This is a genomic window from uncultured Roseobacter sp. (genome assembly GCF_947488185.1).
GTDB lineage: Bacteria > Pseudomonadota > Alphaproteobacteria > Rhodobacterales > Rhodobacteraceae > Roseobacter.
On record NZ_CANKYM010000003.1, the window covers coordinates 376013 to 398784 of the forward strand.

General features: G+C 61.3%; 24 protein-coding genes. 15 read left to right on the top strand and 9 right to left on the bottom strand.

Going from position 1 to position 22772, the window contains the following annotated elements; translation table 11 throughout:
* Positions 1–18: 18 nt before the first annotated feature.
* The 15 genes from Q1A52_RS13010 (at position 19) to folD (ending at position 13865) form a co-directional block, all read left to right on the top strand.
* Positions 19–645 (top strand): hypothetical protein, encoded by a 627-nt coding sequence (locus tag Q1A52_RS13010; RefSeq protein ID WP_300015976.1) that lies wholly within the window; start codon positions 19–21, stop codon positions 643–645.
* Entirely contained in the window at positions 642–995 is a 354-nt protein-coding gene (locus Q1A52_RS13015; protein ID WP_300015979.1) for a nuclear transport factor 2 family protein, read from the top strand. Before Q1A52_RS13010 ends, Q1A52_RS13015 begins: the two co-directional genes overlap by 4 nt.
* Before the next feature lie 4 nt (positions 996–999).
* On the top strand, positions 1000–1395 hold the full coding sequence (gene ybgC, locus Q1A52_RS13020; protein ID WP_300015982.1) for a tol-pal system-associated acyl-CoA thioesterase: 396 nt from the start codon (positions 1000–1002) through the stop codon (positions 1393–1395).
* Positions 1396–1495: 100 nt separating this feature from the next.
* On the top strand, positions 1496–2191 hold the full coding sequence (tolQ, locus tag Q1A52_RS13025; protein ID WP_300015985.1) for a protein TolQ: 696 nt from the start codon (positions 1496–1498) through the stop codon (positions 2189–2191).
* Between the two features lie 3 nt (positions 2192–2194).
* The gene (gene tolR, locus Q1A52_RS13030) at positions 2195–2671 is read left to right on the top strand and encodes a protein TolR (protein WP_300015988.1); all 477 of its coding nucleotides are present in this window, start codon (positions 2195–2197) and stop codon (positions 2669–2671) included.
* 6 nt (positions 2672–2677) lie between these two features.
* Positions 2678–3811 carry an energy transducer TonB gene (locus Q1A52_RS13035; protein WP_300015991.1) on the top strand — a complete coding sequence of 378 codons (1134 nt, stop codon included), beginning with the start codon at positions 2678–2680 and terminating at the stop codon, positions 3809–3811.
* The gene (tolB, locus tag Q1A52_RS13040; RefSeq protein WP_300015994.1) at positions 3808–5139 is read left to right on the top strand and encodes a Tol-Pal system beta propeller repeat protein TolB; all 1332 of its coding nucleotides are present in this window, start codon (positions 3808–3810) and stop codon (positions 5137–5139) included. Before Q1A52_RS13035 ends, tolB begins: the two co-directional genes overlap by 4 nt.
* Positions 5140–5225: 86 nt before the next feature.
* The gene (gene pal / locus Q1A52_RS13045) at positions 5226–5744 is read left to right on the top strand and encodes a peptidoglycan-associated lipoprotein Pal (protein WP_300015997.1); all 519 of its coding nucleotides are present in this window, start codon (positions 5226–5228) and stop codon (positions 5742–5744) included.
* A 3-nt stretch (positions 5745–5747) separates the two neighbouring features.
* On the top strand, positions 5748–6587 hold the full coding sequence (ybgF, locus tag Q1A52_RS13050) for a tol-pal system protein YbgF (protein WP_300016000.1): 840 nt from the start codon (positions 5748–5750) through the stop codon (positions 6585–6587).
* A 4-nt stretch (positions 6588–6591) separates the two neighbouring features.
* Entirely contained in the window at positions 6592–7839 is a 1248-nt protein-coding gene (gene tilS / locus Q1A52_RS13055) for a tRNA lysidine(34) synthetase TilS (RefSeq protein WP_300016003.1), read from the top strand.
* 80 nt (positions 7840–7919) lie between these two features.
* Positions 7920–9845: an ATP-dependent zinc metalloprotease FtsH gene (ftsH, locus tag Q1A52_RS13060; RefSeq protein ID WP_300016006.1), complete on the top strand. Its 1926-nt coding sequence runs from the start codon at positions 7920–7922 to the stop codon at positions 9843–9845.
* A gap of 114 nt (positions 9846–9959) precedes the next feature.
* Positions 9960–10556, top strand: coding sequence for an MOSC domain-containing protein (locus Q1A52_RS13065; protein ID WP_300017301.1), 597 nt, complete (start codon positions 9960–9962; stop codon positions 10554–10556).
* A 147-nt stretch (positions 10557–10703) separates the two neighbouring features.
* A complete protein-coding gene (locus tag Q1A52_RS13070) occupies positions 10704–12380 on the top strand; it encodes a formate--tetrahydrofolate ligase (protein ID WP_300017303.1) in 1677 nt (558 codons plus the stop codon).
* Positions 12381–12478: 98 nt separating this feature from the next.
* A complete protein-coding gene (locus tag Q1A52_RS13075; protein ID WP_300016009.1) occupies positions 12479–12949 on the top strand; it encodes a hypothetical protein in 471 nt (156 codons plus the stop codon).
* A 13-nt stretch (positions 12950–12962) separates the two neighbouring features.
* Complete coding sequence (folD, locus tag Q1A52_RS13080) at positions 12963–13865, top strand: bifunctional methylenetetrahydrofolate dehydrogenase/methenyltetrahydrofolate cyclohydrolase FolD (RefSeq protein ID WP_300016012.1); 903 nt, start codon at positions 12963–12965, stop codon at positions 13863–13865.
* A 3-nt stretch (positions 13866–13868) separates the two neighbouring features.
* Here folD and Q1A52_RS13085 read toward each other — a convergent pair whose 3' ends face one another.
* From Q1A52_RS13085 to Q1A52_RS13120, 9 genes are all read right to left on the bottom strand, one after another.
* Entirely contained in the window at positions 13869–14288 is a 420-nt protein-coding gene (locus Q1A52_RS13085) for a PaaI family thioesterase (protein WP_300016015.1), read from the bottom strand.
* A gap of 9 nt (positions 14289–14297) precedes the next feature.
* Positions 14298–14960 carry a ligase-associated DNA damage response endonuclease PdeM gene (gene pdeM, locus Q1A52_RS13090; RefSeq protein ID WP_300016018.1) on the bottom strand — a complete coding sequence of 221 codons (663 nt, stop codon included), beginning with the start codon at positions 14958–14960 and terminating at the stop codon, positions 14298–14300.
* Positions 14961–15000: 40 nt separating this feature from the next.
* Complete coding sequence (locus Q1A52_RS13095; RefSeq protein WP_300016021.1) at positions 15001–17454, bottom strand: ligase-associated DNA damage response DEXH box helicase; 2454 nt, start codon at positions 17452–17454, stop codon at positions 15001–15003.
* A gap of 327 nt (positions 17455–17781) precedes the next feature.
* On the bottom strand, positions 17782–18219 hold the full coding sequence (locus Q1A52_RS22875) for a GFA family protein (protein ID WP_367278036.1): 438 nt from the start codon (positions 18217–18219) through the stop codon (positions 17782–17784).
* A gap of 198 nt (positions 18220–18417) precedes the next feature.
* Positions 18418–19725 (bottom strand): ATPase, encoded by a 1308-nt coding sequence (locus Q1A52_RS13100; protein WP_299782358.1) that lies wholly within the window; start codon positions 19723–19725, stop codon positions 18418–18420.
* 83 nt (positions 19726–19808) lie between these two features.
* Positions 19809–20306, bottom strand: a complete 498-nt coding sequence (locus Q1A52_RS13105; RefSeq protein WP_300016024.1) for a prepilin peptidase — start codon at positions 20304–20306, stop codon at positions 19809–19811.
* 12 nt (positions 20307–20318) lie between these two features.
* The gene (locus Q1A52_RS13110; RefSeq protein WP_299782362.1) at positions 20319–21164 is read right to left on the bottom strand and encodes a tetratricopeptide repeat protein; all 846 of its coding nucleotides are present in this window, start codon (positions 21162–21164) and stop codon (positions 20319–20321) included.
* A gap of 31 nt (positions 21165–21195) precedes the next feature.
* Entirely contained in the window at positions 21196–21777 is a 582-nt protein-coding gene (locus Q1A52_RS13115; protein WP_300016026.1) for a tetratricopeptide repeat protein, read from the bottom strand.
* Positions 21777–22760 carry a type II secretion system F family protein gene (locus Q1A52_RS13120; RefSeq protein WP_299826742.1) on the bottom strand — a complete coding sequence of 328 codons (984 nt, stop codon included), beginning with the start codon at positions 22758–22760 and terminating at the stop codon, positions 21777–21779. Before Q1A52_RS13120 ends, Q1A52_RS13115 begins: the two co-directional genes overlap by 1 nt.
* Between the last annotated feature and the right edge of the window lie 12 nt (positions 22761–22772).

Consider the following 22772-nt stretch of genomic DNA (forward strand, 5'->3'; position numbering starts at 1 on the left):
GAAGGCAAGAAGACCCACATGATCGACGCCACCAAGATCGAGGCTCTATTCACACGTGAGAGCGGAGACTATGTCTTTGCCCGTTGGGGCCGCCCGATTGCGCCGGTGGTCTTCGGCGTGACCGACGAGACCCTGGCAGTCATTAAAGGCGCGCTGGAGGCGGTGATGACCTTGTCCGGCCATCAGATGGCCGAGACGGACCCGGAGTTGGGCAGCAACCTCATGGTGTTCTTCTTTCAGGACTGGGACGAATTGCCCGAGGTGCCGGGGCTGGACCGGCTGATCCTTGAGTTGAGACCGCTGGTGGAGAAGCTGAAAGCGGCGGAGGCCAATCAGTACCGTGTCTTTCACTTCGATCCGGAAGGCGCGATCAAGGCCTGTTTCGTCTTCCTGCGCATGGACAAGGCCTTGAGCGACGTGCCCGCACAGACCCTGGCGCTGAGCCAGATCGTGCAGTCAGTGCTGTTGTGGTCGGACGCTGCATTCCGGCAGCAGTCACCGCTGGCCGTGGCGGGTGACAAGACCATCCTGCGGCCGGAGATCTCCGCGCTGATCCGCGCGGCCTATGATCCGGTCATGCCCCCGGCAGCACAGGACAGCAGCCATGCGCTGCGCCTTGCGGCGCGCATTGGGCAGGTGCAATGAGCACGATAGACTATCAAGCCTTTGCCAAGGCATGGCAGGCAGGCTGGAACAGCCATGATCTCGACCGTATCCTGGCGCACTATAGTGATGACATCGTCTTTCACTCGCGCAAGGCGCAAGCCCTGATGGGCGACGGTACGATCCGCGGCAAGGAGGCGTTGCGGGCCTATTGGGCAAAGGCGCTGGAGGGACAGCCCGACCTGATCTTCACCGTGGAGGATGTGTTCGAGGGCCACGAGATGATGGTGATCACCTACAAGAACCACCGCGGCGTGCTGGCGGCAGAGACGCTCTATTTCGGGGCCGACGGCTTGGTGACGCAGGCCGCGGCCTGTCACTGGGAGGGCTAGGCCGATGCACCGTTTCAGGCTCCGCGTCTACTATGAAGACACCGACATGGCGGGCATTGTCTACCACGCGAACTACCTGCGCTACATCGAACGCGCCCGCAGCGACTGGGTGCGCGATATCGGCATCGACCAACTGGCGATGAAGGCCGAGGGCGTGGTCTTTGCGGTGCGCCGGGTGGAGGCCGAGTATCTGCGGCCCGCACGATTTGACGACACGCTGGACGTCGAAACCACGCTTATCCAAATGACGCCCGCGCGCATGGTCATGCGCCAGAAGGTGCGGCGCGATGACGATCTGCTCTTTACCGCCGACGTCACGATTGCCTGTATCGGCGCGGGCGGAAAGCCCACCAGATTGCCAGCAGAACTCCGCTCAATGCCAATAACCCCGGCGTCATGACAGCATAGTGATAGCAATCCGCATTGTTCTTCGATAGAATCGCGTGAAATTGAGGTCGGCAAAACGACCCAAGAGCGGTGAACAGTAAAGAGCAGGCATCATGGAAGCAGAAACGCTGGCATTGGCGCATGAGATTGATTTCTCATTCTGGGGGCTTTTTGCCCGCGCGACCTTAATCGTAAAAATCGTGATGATCATGCTGATCGTGGCCTCCTTCTGGTCGTGGTCGATCATCGTGATGAAGCTAATTGTCTACCGGCGCGCCCGTGCCGAGGCGGCAGAGTTTGATCAAGCCTTCTGGTCGGGGGAGCCGTTGGACGGTCTTTTCGAAACGGTTGGCCCGGCGCCCTCGGGCAGTTCCGAGAAGATATTCGCGGCGGGCATGACCGAATGGCGCCGCTCGCACCGCGACGATGGTGGGCTGATCGCCGGGGCCACCTCGCGGATTGATCGCTCAATGGATGTGGCGATCAATAAGGAAGCCGACTATCTGCGCGGCGGACTTACAGTGTTGGCGACCGTGGGGTCGTCGACCCCCTTTATCGGGCTTTTCGGGACGGTGATCGGGATCATGAACGCCTTCATCGAGATTGCAGAACAGCAGAACACCAACCTCGCCGTGGTTGCCCCCGGTATTGCCGAGGCCTTGCTGGCCACGGGGCTGGGGTTGCTGGCGGCGATCCCGGCGGTGATCTTCTACAACAAGCTCAGCGCCGATTGTGATAAGATCCTCTCGGGCTACGAGGCTTTTGCGGATGAATTCGCAACGATCCTCAGCCGCCAGTTGGACGGATAGGTCATGGGCGCAGGCGTCATTCAGAACCAGGGCGAAGGCACGCGGCGCAGGCGGCGCGGGCGCGGCAAGGCGCAGCCGATGTCCGAGATTAACGTCACACCCTTTGTGGATGTGATGCTGGTGCTGCTGATCATCTTCATGGTGGCGGCCCCCTTGCTGACCGTCGGTGTGCCGGTGGAACTGCCGAAAACCGCTGCCGGTGCGCTGCCGACGGAACAGGAAGAACCGCTGACCATCACCATCACCGCGACGGGTGACCTGCAGATCCAGACCACCGAAACGGCGCGGGGGGAGTTGATCCCCAAGCTGCGCGCAATTGCTGCGGAACGCACCAGTGACCAGGTTTTCCTGCGCGCGGATGGGGCGGTACCCTATGCGCAGGTCATGGAGGTCATGGGCGCGCTGAACGCGGGCGGTTTTGCCAATATCGGGCTGGTCACGGACATCGGTGGGCCGACGCTGGACGGGCAGGACCGGTAGGGCGCGGTGCATACCGGGCATTATATCTCAGGCGCGGGGCATCTGGCATTGATCGGCTGGCTGGTCTTCGGCGATGTCTTCGCCGCCGAACCCTTGCCCTTTGAGGCCCGCGCTGTGTCAGTGATTTCGGGGGAGGAATACGCGGCCATGGTGGCCGCCGGGCAGGCGCCGCAATCGACGACGGAGGTGGCGCAACCTTCCAGCCCTGAGGTGACACCGGACGCCCCGGAGATCGCGGCGACCGAAGATACGGTGAACGATCAATCAACGCCCGCGCCCGCAGAGACGCCGAGCGTTGAAGAGGCCCCGGACGTGTCGCAGATCGAACCCCTGCCGCAGGCGGAGGTCAGTGACGAGGCACCGGTCCTGCCAGAGCCGCCCGCAGATGTGGCCGTTCTGGTGCCGGAGGTCAGCGACACGCCGGTGCCCGAAGCTGCCGAGCGCGTGGCCCCGGAGGCCGTTGCCCAACCCGATCCCGAAGCGACCCCGGACCCGGTGGAGCAGGAGGCCGTGGCACCGGATGAAGCGGGCGAGACCCCTCAGGAGCCTGCTGAGGCAACCGCACCCGAGGCTGCGGCGACGGAGATTGTCACCGAGGCGGAGCGTCCGAGCGCTGTGCCGAACACATCGGCGCGCCCCCCTGCGCGCCGTCCCGACGCCCCGGTGCAGACCGCGCAACCGGCTGAGACCGAAGAGCCCGACCCACCCGCAAGTGAGGCGCCAGAGCCAGAGGCGGAAGATCCGGTTGCCGCCGCACTGGCCGAGGCGTTGAGTGGTGAGAACACGCCCTCAAGCGCGCCAAGCGCGCCGCAGGGGCCGCCACTGACCGCCGGGGAGAAGGACACACTGCGAGTTGCCGTGCAGGCTTGTTGGAACGTAGGGTCGCTTTCCACGGATGCGCTCAACGTCACGGTGGTGGTCAGCGTGGCGATGAGCCAGGATGGCAAACCGGTCACCTCCTCTATCCGCATGACGTCCAGTTCCGGTGGCACGGAGCAGGCCGCCCGGCAGGCGTTTGAGGCAGCGCGCCGCGCAATTATCAGATGTGGCGCAAGAGGCTTCGAATTACCCGTGGAAAAATATAGCCAGTGGCAGGATATTGAGATGACGTTCAATCCCGAAAGGATGCGTATCAAATGAGATTTCTGGGAATGGTATTGAGTGCGGCCTTGGCGCTTGGCGGGCTTTGGTCAGGCACAGCGCTGGCGCAAAGCGACGGACCCTTGCGGATCGAGATCACCGAAGGGGTTATTGAACCCCTGCCATTTGCCCTGCCGGTCTTCGAGGCGGAAACCGGAGACGCAGGCGGATTGGCGGCACAGATCAGCCAGGTTGTCTCTGCTGATCTGTCGGGGACGGGACTTTTCCGGGAAATCCCGGTAAACGCTTTCATCAGCCAGGTCAGCAGCTTTGCGGCACCCGTGCAATACGCCGATTGGAAAGCGATCAACGCGCAGGCGCTGATCACCGGGGCGGTCTCGGTGCAGGGCAACCAGCTGGCGGTGAAGTTCCGGCTCTATGATGTGTTCTCGGGTGCGGAGATGGGGGACGGCCTGCAGTTCACCGGCACAACCGAGGGCTGGCGCCGCATGGCGCATAAGGTGGCTGATGCAGTCTATAGCCGGATCACGGGCGAGGGCGGCTATTTCGACAGCCGCGTCGTTTTTGTGTCCGAGACCGGCAGCAAGGACGCGCGGCAAAAGCGGCTTGCGATCATGGACTACGATGGTGCAGGCGTGCAGTACCTGACCGACAGCAGCGCCATCGTGCTGGCGCCCCGCTTTTCGCCGAGCGGGGACCGGGTGCTTTATACCAGTTACGAGACCGGTTTTCCGCGCATCTATGTGCTGGATGTAGGCTCGGTGCAGCAACGGGTGTTGGAAAGCCAGGATGGCACCATGAGTTTTGCACCACGCTTTGCGCCGGACGGGCAGAACATCGTCTTTTCGCTCAGCCAGGGCGGCAACACCGATATCTGGGCGATGAATGTCGGCGGGGGCGGTGCCACGCGGCTGACTTCCGCCCCGTCGATTGAAACCGCGCCAAGCTTTTCACCTGACGGTAGCCAGATCGTCTTTGAAAGCGACCGCTCGGGCTCGCAGCAGCTCTATATTATGCCTGCGGGCGGTGGCGAAGCGCAGCGCATTTCCTTTGGGCCGGGGCGCTATGGCACGCCGGTCTGGTCGCCGCGCGGCGATCTGATCGCCTTTACCAAGCAGAACAGTGGGCGGTTCCACATCGGCGTCATGCGCACGGATGGATCGGAAGAGCGGCTGCTGACCGCCTCCTTCCTCGATGAGGGGCCGACATGGGCGCCCAATGGCCGCGTCATCATGTTTACCCGTGAAACCCAGGGCGAAGGCGGGCGCTCATCGCTTTATTCGGTCGATATTTCGGGCCGCAATCTGCGCCCCGTGCGCACACCTGAGGGTGGCTCGGACCCCTCGTGGTCGCCGCTTTTGCAGTGAGGCCCCTGAAATCGTTCCCATGGGCCGCCGCCTGTGGTAAAACCCCGACAAAATAATAAACGGCTTATCCATATGAGGCAGAGAGCATGACACTTACGGCAAAAATCCTACTACTCGTTGCAGGGCTGGCCCTGGCCGCCTGTACGAACCCTGGACGTTTCGGTGCCGATGGCACGGCGGGCGGCGCAGGCGGTGTGGGCGGCGGTGCAATCGTGCCGGGCAGCGCAAATGACCCGACATCACCCGCGTATTTCAACCAGACGATTGGCGACCGGGTACTTTTCGCCGTTGACCAATCTGCCGTGACGGACGAGGGGCGGGTCATTCTGGACGGTCAGGCCACATGGCTTCTGACAAACACCGATTTCACCGCGATCATCGAAGGTCACGCTGACGAGCAGGGTACCCGCGAGTACAACGTGGCACTTGGCGCGCGCCGGGCCAATGCGGTGCGGGAATACCTGGTCTCCAAAGGTGTGGCGGGCAACCGGTTGCGCACCGTGAGCTATGGCAAGGAACGCCCCATTGAGATTTGCTCCAACGAGGCCTGCTATGCCAAGAACCGCCGCGCGGTGACCGTGCTGGCCGGTGGCCTGACAGGATAACCCATGCGCAATCTGGTCGCTATCGTCACCGCCCTTGCGCTGCTGCCGCTCAGTGTTGCCGCGCAGGACGATCAAACCCTGGCCGATATCCGGCAAGAGATGACCGTGCTCTACGTGGAGATCCAGAAGCTGCGGCGTGAGCTTTCCACGACCGGCGGGGCCTCGGTCAATACGGGCGGTGCGTCGGTTTTGGACCGGATGACCGCAATTGAAGCAGAGATGCAGCGGCTGACCTCCAAGACCGAGGAGCTGGAGTTCCGCATCAACCGCATCGTCGAGGATGGCACCAACCGTCTTGGGGATCTGGAATTCCGGCTGGTCGAGCTTGAAGGCGGCGATATCGCGGCGCTGGGAGAGACCAGCACGCTTGGCGGGGATATCCCGGCCACCGTCGCCCCCGCGGCTCCGACCCCCAGCACCGGTACGGCAACTGCCTTGCCCGAAGGCGGCACACAACTGGCCGTCGGCGAAGAAGAAGACTTCAAGAAGGCACAAGCGGCGCTTGCGGAGGGCGATTTCCAACAGGCGGTCGCGCTGTTTGAGAGTTTTTCACAGACTTACCCGGGTGGCCCATTGGCGTCAGGGGCAGACCTTGGGCGCGGTGAGGCCCTCGAAGGCCTGGGAGACACGCGTGAAGCCGCGCGTGCCTATCTCAATAGTTTCAGCGTGGCACCGACCGGCCCTCTCGCGCCGCAATCTCTGTTCCGCCTTGGGCGGTCGCTCGGCGGGCTTGGCCAGACGCAGGAAGCCTGCGTGACCCTGGGTGAGGTCGGATTGCGCTTTCCCACCGATCCCGCGGCCGAGCAGGCCCGCGCAGAGATGCAACGCCTGGGCTGTGCGTGATGTAATGCCGCAGGATCTGGGCAGTGAGGTTGCGAAACATCTGCTGCCCAATCCCCCACCGGCACTTGGCATTGCCGTGTCCGGCGGCGGCGATTCTGTCGCTTTGGTGCATCTTTTGCACGCGTTCGCCGAGAGCCATCCGCTGCAACTCCATGCTGTTACCGTGGATCACGGGCTGCGCGCAGAGGCTGCCGAAGAGGCGAAGACAGTCGGGCAGTTGTGCCAGTCTCTGGGCATCCCCCACACTGTGCTGCCGTGGACCGGATGGGATGGTCAGGGCAACCTGCAAAAGGAGGCCCGGGACGCGCGCTACAAACTGATTGCGGACTGGGCGCGGGAAAACCGGCTGCAGACTGTCGCGCTGGGTCACACGCTCGACGATCAGGCCGAAACCGTGCTGATGCGATTGGCACGCGGGGCAGGGGTGGATGGTCTGTCGGCCATGACGCCGCGACGCCTGGCTTGGGGCATCACCTGGATACGCCCGCTTCTGGGTATCACCCGCGCCGATCTGCGCCATGATCTGCAGTCGCGGGGGGCAACCTGGCTTGAAGACCCCAGCAACGACGACCGGCGGTTCAACCGGGTCAGGATGCGCGAGGCGCTCAAGCTACTTGCCCCTCTGGGTATTGATGCGCAGGCGCTGGGTCAGGTTGCTTTCAACATGGCGCGGGCGCGCGACGCGCTGAGCTGGCAGGCCTTTCTGGAAGCGCGTCGCATCACCCGTATCGAGGCTGGCGCTGTGCGCATTGACTGGCGCGCGTACCGGACGCTGCCGGATGAAATTGCCCGCCGTATCCTGCTTAGCGCGCTGGGGTGGATCAGCGGCTCCGACTACGCCCCGCGCCGTCGCCCGGTTCTGGCCCTGATCGAGTCGTTGAAAGGCGGGACAGGGGGCACTGTAGACGGTTGTCAGGCGTGGCGGGATCGTGACGCCTTGTGGGTTTTCCGTGAATATCAGCCGGTGCGTGAGGTGACCTGCCCAATGGGTGTGATCTGGGACGGGCGCTGGCACATTCAGGGCGGGTTACCGGATGACCAGCTGTATATCGCGGCGCTTGGGCCGGACGGATTGGATCAGGTGCCGGATTGGCGCGCAACAGAGCGCCCCCGCGATGTCTTGCGCGTCACACCCGCGGTCTGGCGCGGCACGGAACTGGTGGCTGCCCCCATGGCGGGCTACAGAAACGGCTGGCACGCGCGGATCGAGGGCGGCGAAGAAGCATTCTTTGCCGCACTTTTATCGCATTGAACATGGCGGCACAGTGTCTATCTTAAGCGGGTGGTGGTATCATGCCGATCCGCACCACGCGCATATTTGGGAGAATTTCGTTGGGTAACGCACGCAACATCGCCTTTTGGGTCGTTCTGTTCCTTCTGATCCTGGCACTGTTCAATCTGTTCAGCGGCCCCGGCAGCACGCTTCAGAGCCGTGAAATCAGCTATTCGGAATTCGTCAACGCGGTGGAGTCCGGTAATGTCAGCAACGTTACACTGGATGGGGAACAGGTTCGTTTCCGTCAGGAGGACGGTGCCGACTATGTTGCGATCAAGCCCGAAGATGCTGAAATCACACAGCTTTTGATCGAGAACGACATCGCCGTGCGGGCCGAGCAACAACAGCAGTCGGGCTTCCAGACCTTCCTGATGTCGCTCCTGCCGTTTCTCTTGCTGATCGGCGTATGGGTCTACTTCATGAACCGGATGCAGGGTGGCGGCAAAGGCGGTGCCATGGGCTTTGGCAAATCCAAGGCCAAGATGCTCACTGAAAAGCATGGCCGCGTGACATTTGACGACGTAGCGGGAATCGATGAGGCCAAGGAAGAACTCGAAGAGATCGTCGAGTTCCTGCGTAATCCGCAAAAGTTTAGTCGTTTGGGCGGTAAAATTCCGAAAGGTGCCCTGCTTGAGGGCCCTCCTGGGACCGGTAAAACACTGCTGGCGCGTGCGATTGCGGGCGAAGCGGGCGTGCCTTTCTTCACAATCTCGGGGTCGGATTTCGTTGAGATGTTTGTCGGCGTTGGCGCGAGCCGGGTCCGTGACATGTTCGAACAGGCCAAGAAAAACGCGCCCTGCATCGTCTTTATCGATGAGATCGACGCGGTGGGTCGCCACCGGGGTGCTGGTTACGGCGGCGGCAATGACGAGCGCGAACAGACCCTCAACCAGCTGCTGGTCGAGATGGACGGCTTTGAGGCCAATGAAGGCGTGATCATTATCGCGGCCACCAACCGTAAAGACGTGCTGGACCCTGCGCTGCTGCGCCCGGGCCGGTTCGACCGTCAGGTGACCGTGGGCAACCCGGACATCAAGGGCCGCGAGAAAATCCTCGGCGTGCATGCCCGCAAGACCCCGCTGGGCCCGGATGTCGATCTGCGCATCATCGCGCGCGGCACGCCCGGATTTTCCGGCGCCGATCTGGCGAACCTTGTGAATGAAGCGGCTTTGGGTGCTGCCCGGGTCGGACGTCGTTTCGTGACGATGATCGATTTCGAACAGGCCAAGGATAAGATCATGATGGGGGCGGAGCGCCGCTCCATGGTCATGACGCAGGAACAGAAAGAGATGACGGCCTACCACGAGAGCGGTCACGCGCTGGTCGGTATGATGCTGCCCAAATGCGATCCGGTCTACAAGGCCACGATCATTCCGCGCGGCGGTGCCCTGGGCATGGTGATGAGCCTGCCGGAAATGGATCGTCTGAACATGTTCAAGGACGAATGCCACCAGCGTCTGGCCATGACCATGGCGGGCAAGGCGGCGGAAATCCACAAATACGGGCCGGAGGCGGTCTCCAACGGGCCGGCGGGCGATATCATGCAGGCCTCGGGCCTCGCGCGTGCCATGGTCCTACGCTGGGGTATGTCGGACAAGGTCGGCAACATCGACTATTCCGAAGCCGCCGAAGGCTACCAGGGGAACACGGCTGGTTTCTCGGTCTCCGCCAATACCAAGGAGCTGATCGAGGAGGAGGTCCAGAAGTTCATCCAGGACGGCTATGACTGGGCGCTCAAGATCATCAAGGAAAACGAGACGGAATTCGAACGTCTCGCCCAAGGTCTGCTGGAATATGAAACGCTGACCGGCGATGAGATCAAGCGCGTGATGAACGGCGAGCCGCCGGTGCCGCCTGCGGATGAGGAAGACAAGCCGGATGGCGGTTCTGCACCCAGCGTCACGGCCATTCCGAAAGCCAAGGCCAAGGCGAAGAAAACACCGCCCTCCGATGGCGGGTTGGAACCGGAGCCTTCGACCTGATCACGGGTCGCAATGATCCGATCACAAAGTTTCATGGGCTCCGCTGCGGCGGGGCCTTTTCTTTTGCCCGAGGCTCTGATCCCTTGGCCGCACCACTTGTCGGAAGGACATCGAATGCCCGCACTTTTGCCCACCGGGTTCACGGGAAAGATCACTTGGCTTGGCCGGGTCATCGACAGCGAGACGCTGTTGCAGGCGGAGCCGCTGAACAGCGCTGAGTTAACTTTTCACGGCATCGACGGGGAATGTCACGGCGGGCTGACCCGCCCCTCTTGCGTCCGTACCAAGGCGCAATATCCCAAGGGCACCGAAATCCGCAATGTGCGTCAGCTCTCCGTGCTCTCCGCCGAAGAACTGGCCGCAACCGCCCGCGACATGGGGCTGGACCTGATTGACCCTGCGTGGGTCGGCGCCTCGATGGTGATCGAAGGCATCCCCGATTTCACTCACGTGCCGCCGTCTTCGCGCCTGCAAATGCCCAGCGGGGCGAGCATCACCATCGACATGGAAAACCGGCCCTGCGTGTTGCCGGGGCGAGAGATCGAAAAGGACCACCCCGGGTTTGGCGCGGCGTTCAAACCGGCGGCGAAAAACCGGCGTGGCGTGACTGCCTGGGTCGAACGCGAGGGGTCTGTCGCTGTCGGCGACACCGTCACCCTGCATATTCCGGACCAGCCGGTCTGGGCCCATCTCGCAGACGCCCGAACGTAACATTCGTTTCCGAAAAGAAACGATTGGTGCGCTTGCCGCCGCGGATAGTGGTGGAAATGTCGGAATTGCCCTTCTGCCAGCTTCGGCGCGCTCGTAAGCATGACGCAGCAAAACTGCCGCGCGCGGCGCATTCAGGGGGATTCTTCCATGGCCTACAAATCCGACATCGAAATCGCACGCGCCGCGTCGAAAAAGCCAATTCAGGAGATTGGCGCAAAGCTGGGGATCTCCAGCGACGATCTGCTGCCCTATGGCCATGACAAGGCGAAGGTCTCGCAGAGCTTCATCAACTCGGTGCAGGGCAATGAAAACGGCAAGCTGATCCTCGTGACCGCGATCAACCCGACACCCGCAGGTGAGGGCAAGACAACCACCACTGTCGGTCTGGGCGATGGTCTGAACCACATCGGCAAGAAAGCGGCTGTCTGCATCCGTGAAGCCTCGCTTGGGCCGAACTTCGGCATGAAGGGCGGCGCTGCGGGCGGTGGATACGCGCAGGTCGTCCCGATGGAGGAGATGAACCTGCACTTCACAGGCGACTTCCATGCGATCACTTCTGCGCACTCGCTGCTTTCGGCGATGATCGACAACCACATCTATTGGGGCAACAGCCTTGAGATCGACACCCGCCGCGTTGTCTGGCGTCGCGTTGTCGACATGAATGACCGCGCGCTGCGCCAGATCACGACGTCTCTGGGCGGCGTGGCCAACGGCTTCCCGCGCGAGGCCGGGTTTGACATCACCGTGGCATCCGAGGTCATGGCGATCCTCTGCCTGTCGAAGGACCTGAACGATCTGCAGAAACGTCTGGGCGACATGATCGTGGCCTACCGCCGCGACCGCTCGCCTGTCTACGCCCGCGACATCAAGGCTGATGGCGCGATGACCGTGCTGCTGAAGGACGCGATGCAGCCGAACCTGGTGCAGACGCTGGAAAACAACCCGGCTTTCGTGCATGGCGGACCTTTCGCCAACATCGCACACGGCTGTAACTCTGTGATCGCCACGACAACCGCGCTGAAACTGGCGGACTATGTGGTGACCGAAGCGGGTTTTGGTGCCGACCTGGGTGCTGAAAAGTTCCTCAACATCAAGTGCCGCAAGGCCGGTCTTGCGCCGTCCTGTGTGGTCGTCGTGGCCACCGTGCGCGCGATGAAGATGAACGGCGGCGTGGCCAAGGCGGATCTGGGGGCTGAGAATGTGGACGCGGTGAAAAATGGTTGTGCGAACCTCGGCCGTCATATCGAGAACGTAAAATCCTTTGGCGTGCCGGTGGTCGTGGCGATCAACCACTTCGTGACTGACACCGATGCCGAAGTGCAGGCCGTGAAGGAGTACGTGGCCGGTCAGGGCGCCGAAGCGGTGCTGTCGCGCCATTGGGAGCTGGGCTCCGAAGGCTCCGCCGATCTGGCCACCAAAGTTGTGGAAACCATTGAGAAGGGCGACGCGGATTTCGCGCCGATCTACCCGGACGAAATGAGCCTGGCCGACAAGATCAACACCATCGCCACCAAGATCTACCGCGCCGATGCCGCGGTGATGGATCAGAAAATTCTCAACCAGCTCAAGGATTGGGAAGATCAGGGCTATGGCAACCTGCCGGTCTGCATGGCGAAAACGCAGTACAGCTTCACCACTGATCCCAACGAGCGCGGCGCACCGACCGGCTTTAACATCCCCGTGCGGGAAGTCCGCCTGAGCGCGGGCGCCGGGTTCGTCGTGGCGATCTGCGGTGAGATCATGACCATGCCGGGCCTGCCACGCGTGCCCTCGGCTGAGAACATCAAGCTCAATGCCGATGGCGATGTCGAAGGTCTGTTCTGATCACGACCGGCTGATGAATGACGCGGGGGCGGCGAAATCTGTTGCCCCCGGCACATGATGCCCGCAAGCTTTGTGTCATGACATTCAGGGAGATGATGATGACCAGATGGATTGCCTTGCTTTGCGCGCTTTTCGTTGCCGGGACTGCCGCCGCGCAGGACCGCTATGTCGGGTACTACTACCCCGATGTCACCTCCGAAGAAACGTTCGACCGCGTGGTCCGGGATGGCGGCGGCGCGGGCAAACCGGTGCGCATCGATTTCGTGAACGTACTGACCTCGGCGCAGTTGGAATCGCCCGAAAGCCCGCGGTTCGTCTTTTTCGCCAAAGGAGAAGACGCCGATACGCTCATCCTGATCGCTTTGGATGACGAGGTGTTTTCCACGCTCTACCGGGCGCGTGCGATCATGGCGCAGCTGACGGTCGCCGTCCGGCAGGGCGGCTTCTTCCAGCAGGAAGAACTGCAATATGTGGCGACTTTTTACGATTTGCTGCAGCTGATGCACTTTGAGGAACTGGTGATCAGCGACGGCGAGGACTGGACCCACAAGGTCACTTTTGAAAGATAACAGGAAGATAGAAATGCCAGCCAAGATCATCGACGGAAAAGCATTCGCCGCCACAGTGCGCGGCCAGGTCGCGGACCATGTGACCAGGCTCAAGGACGATCACGGGATCACGCCCGGGCTGGCGGTTGTCCTGGTGGGCGAGGACCCGGCGAGCCAGGTCTACGTGCGCTCCAAGGGCAAGCAGACCGTCGAAGTCGGCATGAAATCGGTCGAGCACAAGCTCGACGCCTCAACGTCCGAAGCAGACCTGCTCAAGGTGATCGACGATCTGAACCACGATCCCGAAATCCACGGCATTCTGGTGCAGCTGCCGCTGCCCAAACATCTGGACGAAGATCTGGTCATCAATTCCATTGCGCCTGAAAAGGATGTGGACGGGTTCCATATCTCCAACGTCGGCCTGCTGGGCACCGGTCAGAAGTCCATGGTGCCCTGCACGCCGCTGGGCTGCCTGATGATGCTGCGGGACCACCATGGATCCCTGTCCGGCATGGATGCCGTGGTCATTGGCCGCTCGAACATCGTCGGCAAGCCCATGGCGCAACTGCTGCTGGGCGATAGCTGCACGGTGACCATTGCGCATAGCCGCACCAAGGACCTGCCCGATGTGGTGCGCCGCGCCGATATCGTCGTGGCGGCGGTTGGCCGCCCCGAAATGGTACCGGGCGATTGGATCAAGCCCGGTGCCACCGTGATCGACGTGGGCATCAACCGTCTGGACGCGCCGGAAAAGGGCGAGGGCAAGACCCGCCTTGTCGGCGATGTGGACTATGACAGCTGCGCGGCTGTGGCCGGGGCGATCACGCCGGTGCCCGGCGGTGTCGGCCCGATGACCATCGCCTGCCTGCTGGCCAACACGGTGACGGCCTGCTGCCGCGCCAATGATCTGCCCGAGCCCGAAGGGCTGACCGTCTGACGGTCAGAGCGGCACCGGCACCATGGTGCCTTGCAGGATGGCGATCAGTGTTTCCTGACCGTCCTGCAGGGCATGTACCTTGCTGCTGACGACGACCAGACGTCTGCCCGGCTTGATCACCGTGCCGGTGGCGCGCAGGTGGTCTCCGATGGCGGGGGCAAGCAGGTTGATCTTGATCTCCGCCGTCACCACTTCGCTGTCCAGGGGCATCATGCTGAGCGCCGCGTAACCTGCCGCGCTGTCGCCAATGGCAAAGGTCAGCCCGGCGTGGCCAAACCCCTGCTGCTGCCGCGCGCCGGGCAGGATCGGCGCGGTGATGTCGACCTCACCTGCGGCGATTCGCGTGATCTTTGCCCCCAGCGTCGCCATCATCGACTGGGCGTCAAAACTCCGCTGAATGCGGTCTTTATGAGCGGGGTCCATCTGCACCTCTCAGCGTGGCATCGGGATGCAGGTGGGCACAGGACCGGTCAGGATGGCAAGCGCTTTTGGCTGCATCAACCGGCCCAGCACGTCACTGTGACTGCGGAGCCCCCCGGTATAGGTGCCGTAGGCTGGCAAGATCAACCGATTGGAATCGCACAGGAATGCGGGGCGGGAGATACGTCTTCCCCGGGCCTGCAGGTCGGCCTTGGGATGATAATGGCCGGAAACCTCTCCCTGGGCGTCGGGCGCTGCAATATGGCGAAAGGTCAGAGGACCGACGGTCAACTCCTGCAGATGTTCGCCGCCAAATTCGAGAGGGCCCGGATCGTGATTGCCCTCGATCCAGATCCAGCGGCGACCCGCCTGCAGCCGTGTGATCCAGAGCCGGATGTCCTCGGGCAGGGCGGCGGCGGCGGTCAGATCATCGAAGCTGTCACCGAGACAAACCACAATGCGCGCATTGCTGCGTGCCAGATCAGCGGCCAGCCGGGTCAGCGTGTCATGGGTCTCATAGGGCGGCAGGGATTGCCCGCTGCGCCGCGCCACCCGTTCCGACTTGCCCAGATGCAGATCCGAGATGCACAAAAGCGCTTCGTCCGGCCACCAAAGGGCGCCCGACCCAAGGGCCTTGAGCGACGCGGTGGCAAAACTGAAATCATGGCAGTTCATGATTTGTTCATTGCGCAATCCCACGAAGGTTGCAAGGGGTTCAATAGCCCACGCGCCAACGCGGCCTGTTTGACGGTTGCGGCGTGACATCCGCAATCCCGGCAGTGTCCATCAGGCGCGCGGCCTCTTCGGCCAGCAGCTTTTCCTCGGCGGCACCCTTCACCGGTACCCGCCCCATCTCCAGGAACATCGGGGCCGCCAGCGGGGTCACCCGCGTCAGTTTCAGGTGATCAATCCGGCCTGCGACACGGCGCGACATCTCTTCGATCCGCCCGAAGTCCACCAGACCGCGCAGCGCCTCTTCGCGCGTGATGTCCAGCAGCAAATGACCGGGGTCGTATTTCTGCAGGGTGTCGTAGAGGATGTCGGAACTGAATGTCGCCTGCCGTCCGGATTTACGCGCCGACGGCGTATTACGCTGGATCAGCCCCGCAATGGTCGCGCTGGCCCGAAAGGTGCGTTTCATTACGGCGTTGCCTGCGAGCCAGGTCTCCAACCCGTCCTGCAGGGCGTCGAGATCAAAAAGCGGGGCAGGGGTATCGATCGCGTTCAGCCCCCAGATCAGCGTGGCATAGTCGGTGGCCACGAAACCCATCGGGTTCAGCCCCATCTCCTCCATCCGCTTGGTGAGCAAAAGGCCCAGCGTCTGCTGCCCGTTGCGCCCGGCAAACCCATAGATTACGGTCTGTTCCCGCCCGTCATGGGGGAAGCTTTCGATCAGCAGACGTCCCGGTCTGGGCAGTTGGCTGACCTCGCGCTGAAGCGCCAGCCAATCTGCCGTGTGGGCGGGCAGTTCCGGCCAGCTCTCCTGCTGGAACATATCGATGATGCGGGCGCTGAGCTGGGTTGAGGTGGCGAACTTGGTGCCCATGAAGGTGGCGACCTTGGGCTTTTTAGCGGCGTTGCGGCTCACTTCCACGGTCATCTCGCGCAGACCTTCATAGCGCACGATCTGGCCTCCGATCAGGAAGGTGTCGCCAGGGGTCAGGGAGGCGGCAAACCCCTCTTCGATCTCCCCCAGAGGCTTGCCGCCGCGACTGCGTTTCAGCCTGACCTTCAGGGTGTCGGTATCCTGAATGGTGCCGATGTTCATGCGGATTTTCTGGGTTGCACGAGGGTCGCGTAGCTGCCACCGACCGTCCGGACGCTGCAGCAATCTCTGCCATTGGTCATAGGCACGCAGGGCGTAACCGCCGGTGGCACAGAAATCGAGACAGGCATCGAATGCGGCCCGCGTGAGCGCAGCATAGGCCCCGACCGTGATGACCTCTTCATAGAGGTCGGTGGCGTCAAAGGGCCCGGCTGCGGCAGTAATCAGAATGTGCTGGCACAGGACGTCGCGGGGTCCGGGACCGCGTGGGTCACCGTCCAGCGCACCTGCGCGTACCGCCTCAAGCGCCGCCACACATTCCACCACCTCGAAGCGGTTTGCAGGCACCAGCAGCGCCTTGGAGGGCGCATTATAGCGGTGGTTCGCGCGTCCGATCCGCTGCACCAGACGTTTGACGTTCTTGGGCGCGCCGATCTGGATCACCAGATCCACATCGCCCCAGTCGATGCCAAGATCGAGACTGCCGGTGCAGACAATCGCGCGCAACTCACCGCGCACCATGGCACCCTCGACGCGCTCGCGTTGCTGTCGGTCGAGGGAGCCGTGGTGGATGCCGACGGCCAAGCTGTCCTCATTGGCAAGCCATAGGTTATGAAAGAAAATCTCTGCCTGCGCGCGGGTGTTGTGAAAGATCAGCGTGGTCTTGTGCTGCCGGATCTGGTCGAGCACAGCGGGGATGGCATAGGCGGCACCGCCCCCTGACCACGGAGGGGCCTCGTCTGTGGTCAGCATGGAGATATCGGGGGCAGGCCCGGGATCCGCCAGCAGGATGTCGCAGGGGTCTGGATGGCGCGCCATCTGGTGCGCGATGGCAGCGGGGTCCTCGACCGTGGCAGAAAGACCGACACGCCGAAGATCGGGGCAGAGCCGTTGCAGGCGCCCCAAAGCCAGCATCAGTTGGTCGCCGCGTTTGCTTTCCGCTAGCGCATGGATTTCATCGACCACCACGCGTTTGAGGCCTTTGAACATGCGCGGGGCGTCTTCGTAGGAGGTGAGCAGGGCGAGGCTTTCCGGCGTGGTCAGCAGAATGTGCGGCGGGTCGGCGCGCTGGCGTTTCTTGGCGGACGCGGGCGTGTCGCCGGTGCGGTCTTCGACACGGATGGGCAGGTGCATTTCTGTAACCGGCGTCGTCAGATTGCGTTTGATATCAGCAGCCAGGGCCTTGAGCGGCGAGATGTAGAGGGTGTGCAGCCCATCGTGCGGCGCCTCTGCCAGATCGACCAGCGTGGGCAGGAACCCGGCCAGTGTCTTGCCACCGCCGGTCGGCGCGATGAGCAGCAGGGCGGGTGCGTCGGCGCGGTCGAGCATCTGTTGCTGGTGCGGGTGGATGGACCAGCCTTTGGCGGAGAACCAATCGTTGAATATCCGGGGGAGGGCGGTCATGCGGGGCAAGATAGCGGATCGCGTGTCGGGGACCAGCCCCGTCGTACAGCGAATGAAACTCCAAAGCACTCTTGAAATGGGAGAAAGATTTGAACGCAATATGCGTCGGGCATGTCAAAACGCGCGTTCGCGAACCGGGAGCAATGTTTGTTTTGCTCGAAAATAAGCGCGAAAATTGTGTCGGGATCGTCTTGAGAGTTTGGGCAAGCAGCCGCACATTGAGCACTAAAAACAGAAGGCAACGGCTGCTCGCTGGCTAAAACGGGCCTTCAAGCATGATGAATGGCGGCGCCGTTGCATGCCTTGGAACCTGAGAGCAATCGACACCTAGTCAGGATTGTTCAAGAGATGCTGCCCTGCCTCGGCGGAGGCCTGCAAACCTTTCATATGCTTCGGCAAAGCATCTTGTACTTCGACCCATGGCAACCGTTCGGACCAGAAGATATGGGCCGTCGGTCTGTACAAGGTCGGATCAATCAAAGTCGCAGCGTATAGATGGGTTTCGTCCGGGAAAACGTCCGTTTCGAAAGATAGGGGTGAACCACAGTCGCCGCAAAAACTCCGCGCCACCTTTGGCGACGAACGGTAGATTTTGCGAGGCCCCGACCAGGCCACAGTCTGTCGCTGGACGCCGAACCAACTGACATAATCGGAAGATGATGCTCTGCGGCAGTCTTCACAATGGCAGAGCGCTGCCCAGAGAATTGGATCAGCGGCAACCCAAGAGACTGAACCGCATAGACAGTGCCCCGACAGATTTTTCACGGTTTCGATTTCCTACGCCTGCAAAGAAGTCTTCTTCGTTTTCAGTATATCTTTCTCAACTGCACGTCGTTTGCTGCATGCGACGCGAACAGGCGCTGCCCCGACCTGATTTCATTGCTTGCTGTTTCCCGTTGCCTTCCGCAGCATCCGTCAAAATGAGCTTAATACAGATGTTTTCTTTGCACAGGCAGTGTCGGATTATTTCACGATATGCTCGTCTTTAACAAACATGTTTGCCCACGCGCGGTCGATGAGATCCGGGGACATCTGGTACGGGATGCCTTCGAAATCGCAGATTGAAATCATCTGGTCGATCAGGAAAATCGGCTGGTAGTTGGCGTAGATGTTGTCGATCTCGGGGTATTTGACCTTCAGAAGGTGCACCAGCGTGGCCTCGTCAAGCGGCATCTTGCGCTTTTTGGCGACCATGGCGAAGATTTTCAGGAAGTTTTCCTGGTTTGGGCCATCAATCTTGATCTTGAAGAAAATCCGGCGCAGGGCGGCCTGATCGAAGATCTCATTCGGGTGGAAGTTGGTGGAGAAGATCACCAGCGTGTCGAAGGGCACCTCGAACTTTTCGCCCGATTGCAGGGCGAGGATGTCCTTGCTTTCTTCCAGGGGAACGATCCAGCGGTTCACAAGGCTCTGCGGTGGCTCAGCCTGGCGGCCAAGGTCGTCCACGATGAAGATGCCGCCGGTCGATTTCAGCTGTAACGGCGCCTGATAGGTGCGCGCGGTGGGGTTGTAGACCAGATCGAGCATGTCGAGGCTGAGCTCACCGCCGGTGATCACCGTGGGGCGCTCGCATTTCACATAGCGCATGTCGAACTTGGTCGCGCGGCGCAAAGAGGTTGGATCGTCTTCCTCCATCGGCACGGCGGCGTGCACGATGGGGTCATAGACGGTGATCACCTGGCCCGCGTATTCGATGGCGCGCGGGACAAAGACGTTGTCGCCAAGCGCGTCGCGGATGCCGTTGGAGATGGAGGATTTACCGTTGCCGGGCGGGCCGTACATCAGGATCGAGCGCCCGGCGGAGACTGCCGGGCCCAACTGGTCGAGCAGCATGTCAGGCAGCACGAGGTGGCCCATCGCACCGGTTAGTTGATCGCGGGTGATCTGCATGTTGCGCACGGATTGGCGCTTGACCTGTTCGCGGTAGACATCAAGCGGCACTGGCATGGCGCCGAAGTATTCCGATTGCGACAGGGCGTCGAGCGCGCGGGCCTTGCCCTGTTCGGTCAACTGGTAGCCCATTTCATTGCCGTTATTGGCATTGAGCGTGCCTGTCGCCTCCAGCAAACGTTGCTCGCGGGCCATATCCACGAGTTCCTGTGTCACCGGGATCGGCAGGCAAATCGCCTTGGAAAGATCGCTGACCATATCCACGTTCTTGCGGAACATTGTCTTCAAAACGATGTCGCGCATCATCACGGTGGAAAGCTTCATGTCTTCCAACGTGCGGGGCGGTGGTGGCGCCATGACGTTGGCGGTTTGCATATTCATGGGTCGGTCCTCAATAACAGCAGTTTTATCGCGGTGACGTGCACCCCGTTTGCCGGAACTGTAACGAGAAAAAATGGCGTAATTCAGGCGCCTTTAAGAGCACCGAGGATCAAGTAGAGGGCAAGAGCCATGCCAAGTGCGAGCCCCATGGGGAATTTCTTGCCCTGATCCCAGCTGGCCCAATGGGGCGCCAGGTTGCGCAGGCCGGTGGCGCGCGCAATGCGGTGGGTGACGAAGGCGGCAAGCAGTGATGCTGCGAGCAGCGCCATGATCAGCCGCAGGTCAGGCAATGCCACGTAAGGTGCTGCGGCTGCTATGAATTTTGCATCGCCTGCACCCATGGCCCCGATCCCGTTGAGCAGGATGCCAAGGACCAGCATGATTGCCAGTTGCGCCAATCGCCACAGGTACACATCAAAGCTGGGCATTGCAAAAGGCCCAATCACCACGAAAACCAATGCCAGCACGATCACTGTCTGGTTGGTGATCTTCATCCGCGACAGGTCGGTGAAGGCCACGTAAAAGCACAAGGGCAGCACGAATGGCAAAAACCACCAGGCGGAAGAGGCCGTGATTGCCATGGGTGCCTGCCGTCAGGTATCGAGTGCGTTCAACGCGCGCACGGCTGGCTCAAAGTGTTGCGGATGCGTTTCGATGGCATCCCGCAACAGTGATTTGCCGACGCTCACATCACCTTGCTTGATCGCCGACAGAGCCATGGTGTGCAGCAGTTGTGCCCGTTCTGTTTGATCCATCGGGATCACCGGCAGGGTATAATCCCGCCGCGCGCCACGGGCCAGAACGAGGTTGTTCTTGGCGGTAAAGAGTGTGGGATCCTGACGAATGGCTTCGCCAAAGAGGCGTTCAGCTTCCTTGTAGTCACCGCGGGTCAGCTTGGAATACCCCCAGTTGTTCAGCACGCCTGATGGTTTTGTCGTCAGCCCTGTCGCGATCTCGTAGAAACTATCGGACTTGGTCCATTCTTCGTTGCTGTCCGCCAGCATCGCCTCCAGCCGGTATCGGTTGAAGGTTTCATGCGTTGGCGGCAGCGCGTCCAACGTGGCTTCGGCCTTGGCCCAGTCACCTGTGCGGATGAGGGTGTCGGCAAAGGCCACGCTATCTTCGGCCGTGGTACCCTCCATCGTGGTCACTTTTTCCCAGGCAGTCGCCGCCTCGGTAAAGCGTTTCGCGCGCACCAGCGAATAGGCAAGCCCGCGCTGCACATCGATGCGGTCCGGCTTTTCCTTGGCGGTTCGGGTGAAGTAATTTACCGCCTCGTTGGGGTCCGCTACGGTGAGCATCACATCGTTCAAATTGGATTCATCGACAACGTTGACGTCCTGAAAAGCGCGTTCAACGGTTTCGTCTTCATTCTCGGCGCAGCCTGCAACGAGTACTGCACCCGCCAGACAGGCGGACAGAAGGATAGGATGGCGCATGCTGTGCGTCCTTTTACTGCTCTTACCTCAATTACGGCGTTGGACGGATCAGGAAATCACTGCTGCCACGCCGGACCAACTTATAGTCGTCGGTTTGTAAGGCTGTTGTAGCAGAATTTTCGGATTTTGCGAGTGCTAAGCGCAAGTTGTCGCGAATTGCGACACTTTCGCCATTGTCGAGGGCAAAGGCCCGTTTGAAAATCTGCTCTGCCTCGACCGTTTTGCCCGCTTCCATGAGCACAACGCCGAGATTGTTCCAGTCTTCTGGCTGCGCGCCCTCGGAGGCAATGGCACGGCGCAGAAGGGTTTCAGCCTGACCCAAACGGCCCAGCCCAAGGTTGGCACTGCCCAAGCCCGCAAGGATTTCAGCGTCAATCTTGCCTCGATCAAGAGCGGCACGGTTGAAAGATCTAATCGCCAGTTCGTATTCCCCGGCTGCTATCAGGCGATGACCGACTTCAATTCCATCCACCGCGTCAGCGTTCAGGTCAACGCCGGGAGCATCAATCTGACCCTCGGGAACGGAACTGCCGCCCGTGTTGCAGGCGGCAAGTCCGAGACCGGCGATTAGTAAGGCAGCGGGCCAAGGCGCCCACGTCAGCCTTGATGTCATCAGTTAGCGCCCATGTTTCCCAGTTGCGTGATGCCGTGTACCGAAGGACCGACCAGGATGATCAGCAGTGGCGGCACGGTCAACATCATAGTGGCAAGGGTCATCTTGGTTGGCAACTTGTTTGCGGCCTCTTCCGCGCGCATCACGCGCTTGTCCCGCATTTCGCCGGCGTAAACCCGAAGGGCTTCGGCGATGGATGTCCCGAAGGTTGCGGACTGGATCAGAACGGTCACAAACGAGGATACGTCCTGTACGCCACAACGTTCACCCATATCGTTGAGCACCGTAACCTTGTCTTTACCGGCCTTCATCTCATAGGCGACCATGTCGAACTCCTGCGCCAGCGCCGGGTAGGAGGCGTGCAATTCGCGCGCCACGCGGACGATGGATTGATCGAGCGATTGGCCCGCCTCGACGCAGACCAGCATCATGTCCAGACTGTCAGGGAAACCGCGGGTGATTTCCTCCTTGCGCATCTCGACCCGGCGGGTCACCCAGTAGCTGGGCAGATAATACCCGATACCGCCGGGCACGATGAAGTAGATCATCATCTTGTTGCTGCTGAACCCTTCGCCACCGCCCAGAATGATCAGGTAGACAAAGGCGCCGAGCAGCCCCAGGATTCCCAAGGCAAACTGCGCGAAATGGAAGATGCGCACCGCATCCTTGCTCTGATAACCCGCCTGCGTCAGCTGCAGTTGCTTCTTGCTGAGCGTGGCCACGTCCTTGGGTTCCAGGAAACTGGCGAACTTTTGCAACTGCTCGTTGCGTTCTCCCTGGCGCAGGCGCTGCTGCGGTTCCTTCGCCGCATTGGGCGATTGGACCGATTTCTTCAGCTTTGCCATTGGGTCTTCGGGCTGTTGCAGGATCAGTGTGACCGTCACAGCAACCATGATCAAGCCGATGGTGCCAAGGATAATGATCGGGCCAAGAGGGCCAAGAAGTTCGATGATCATGGTGTTGAAAGAGCTTAAGAATTCCATTGGATCAGTTCC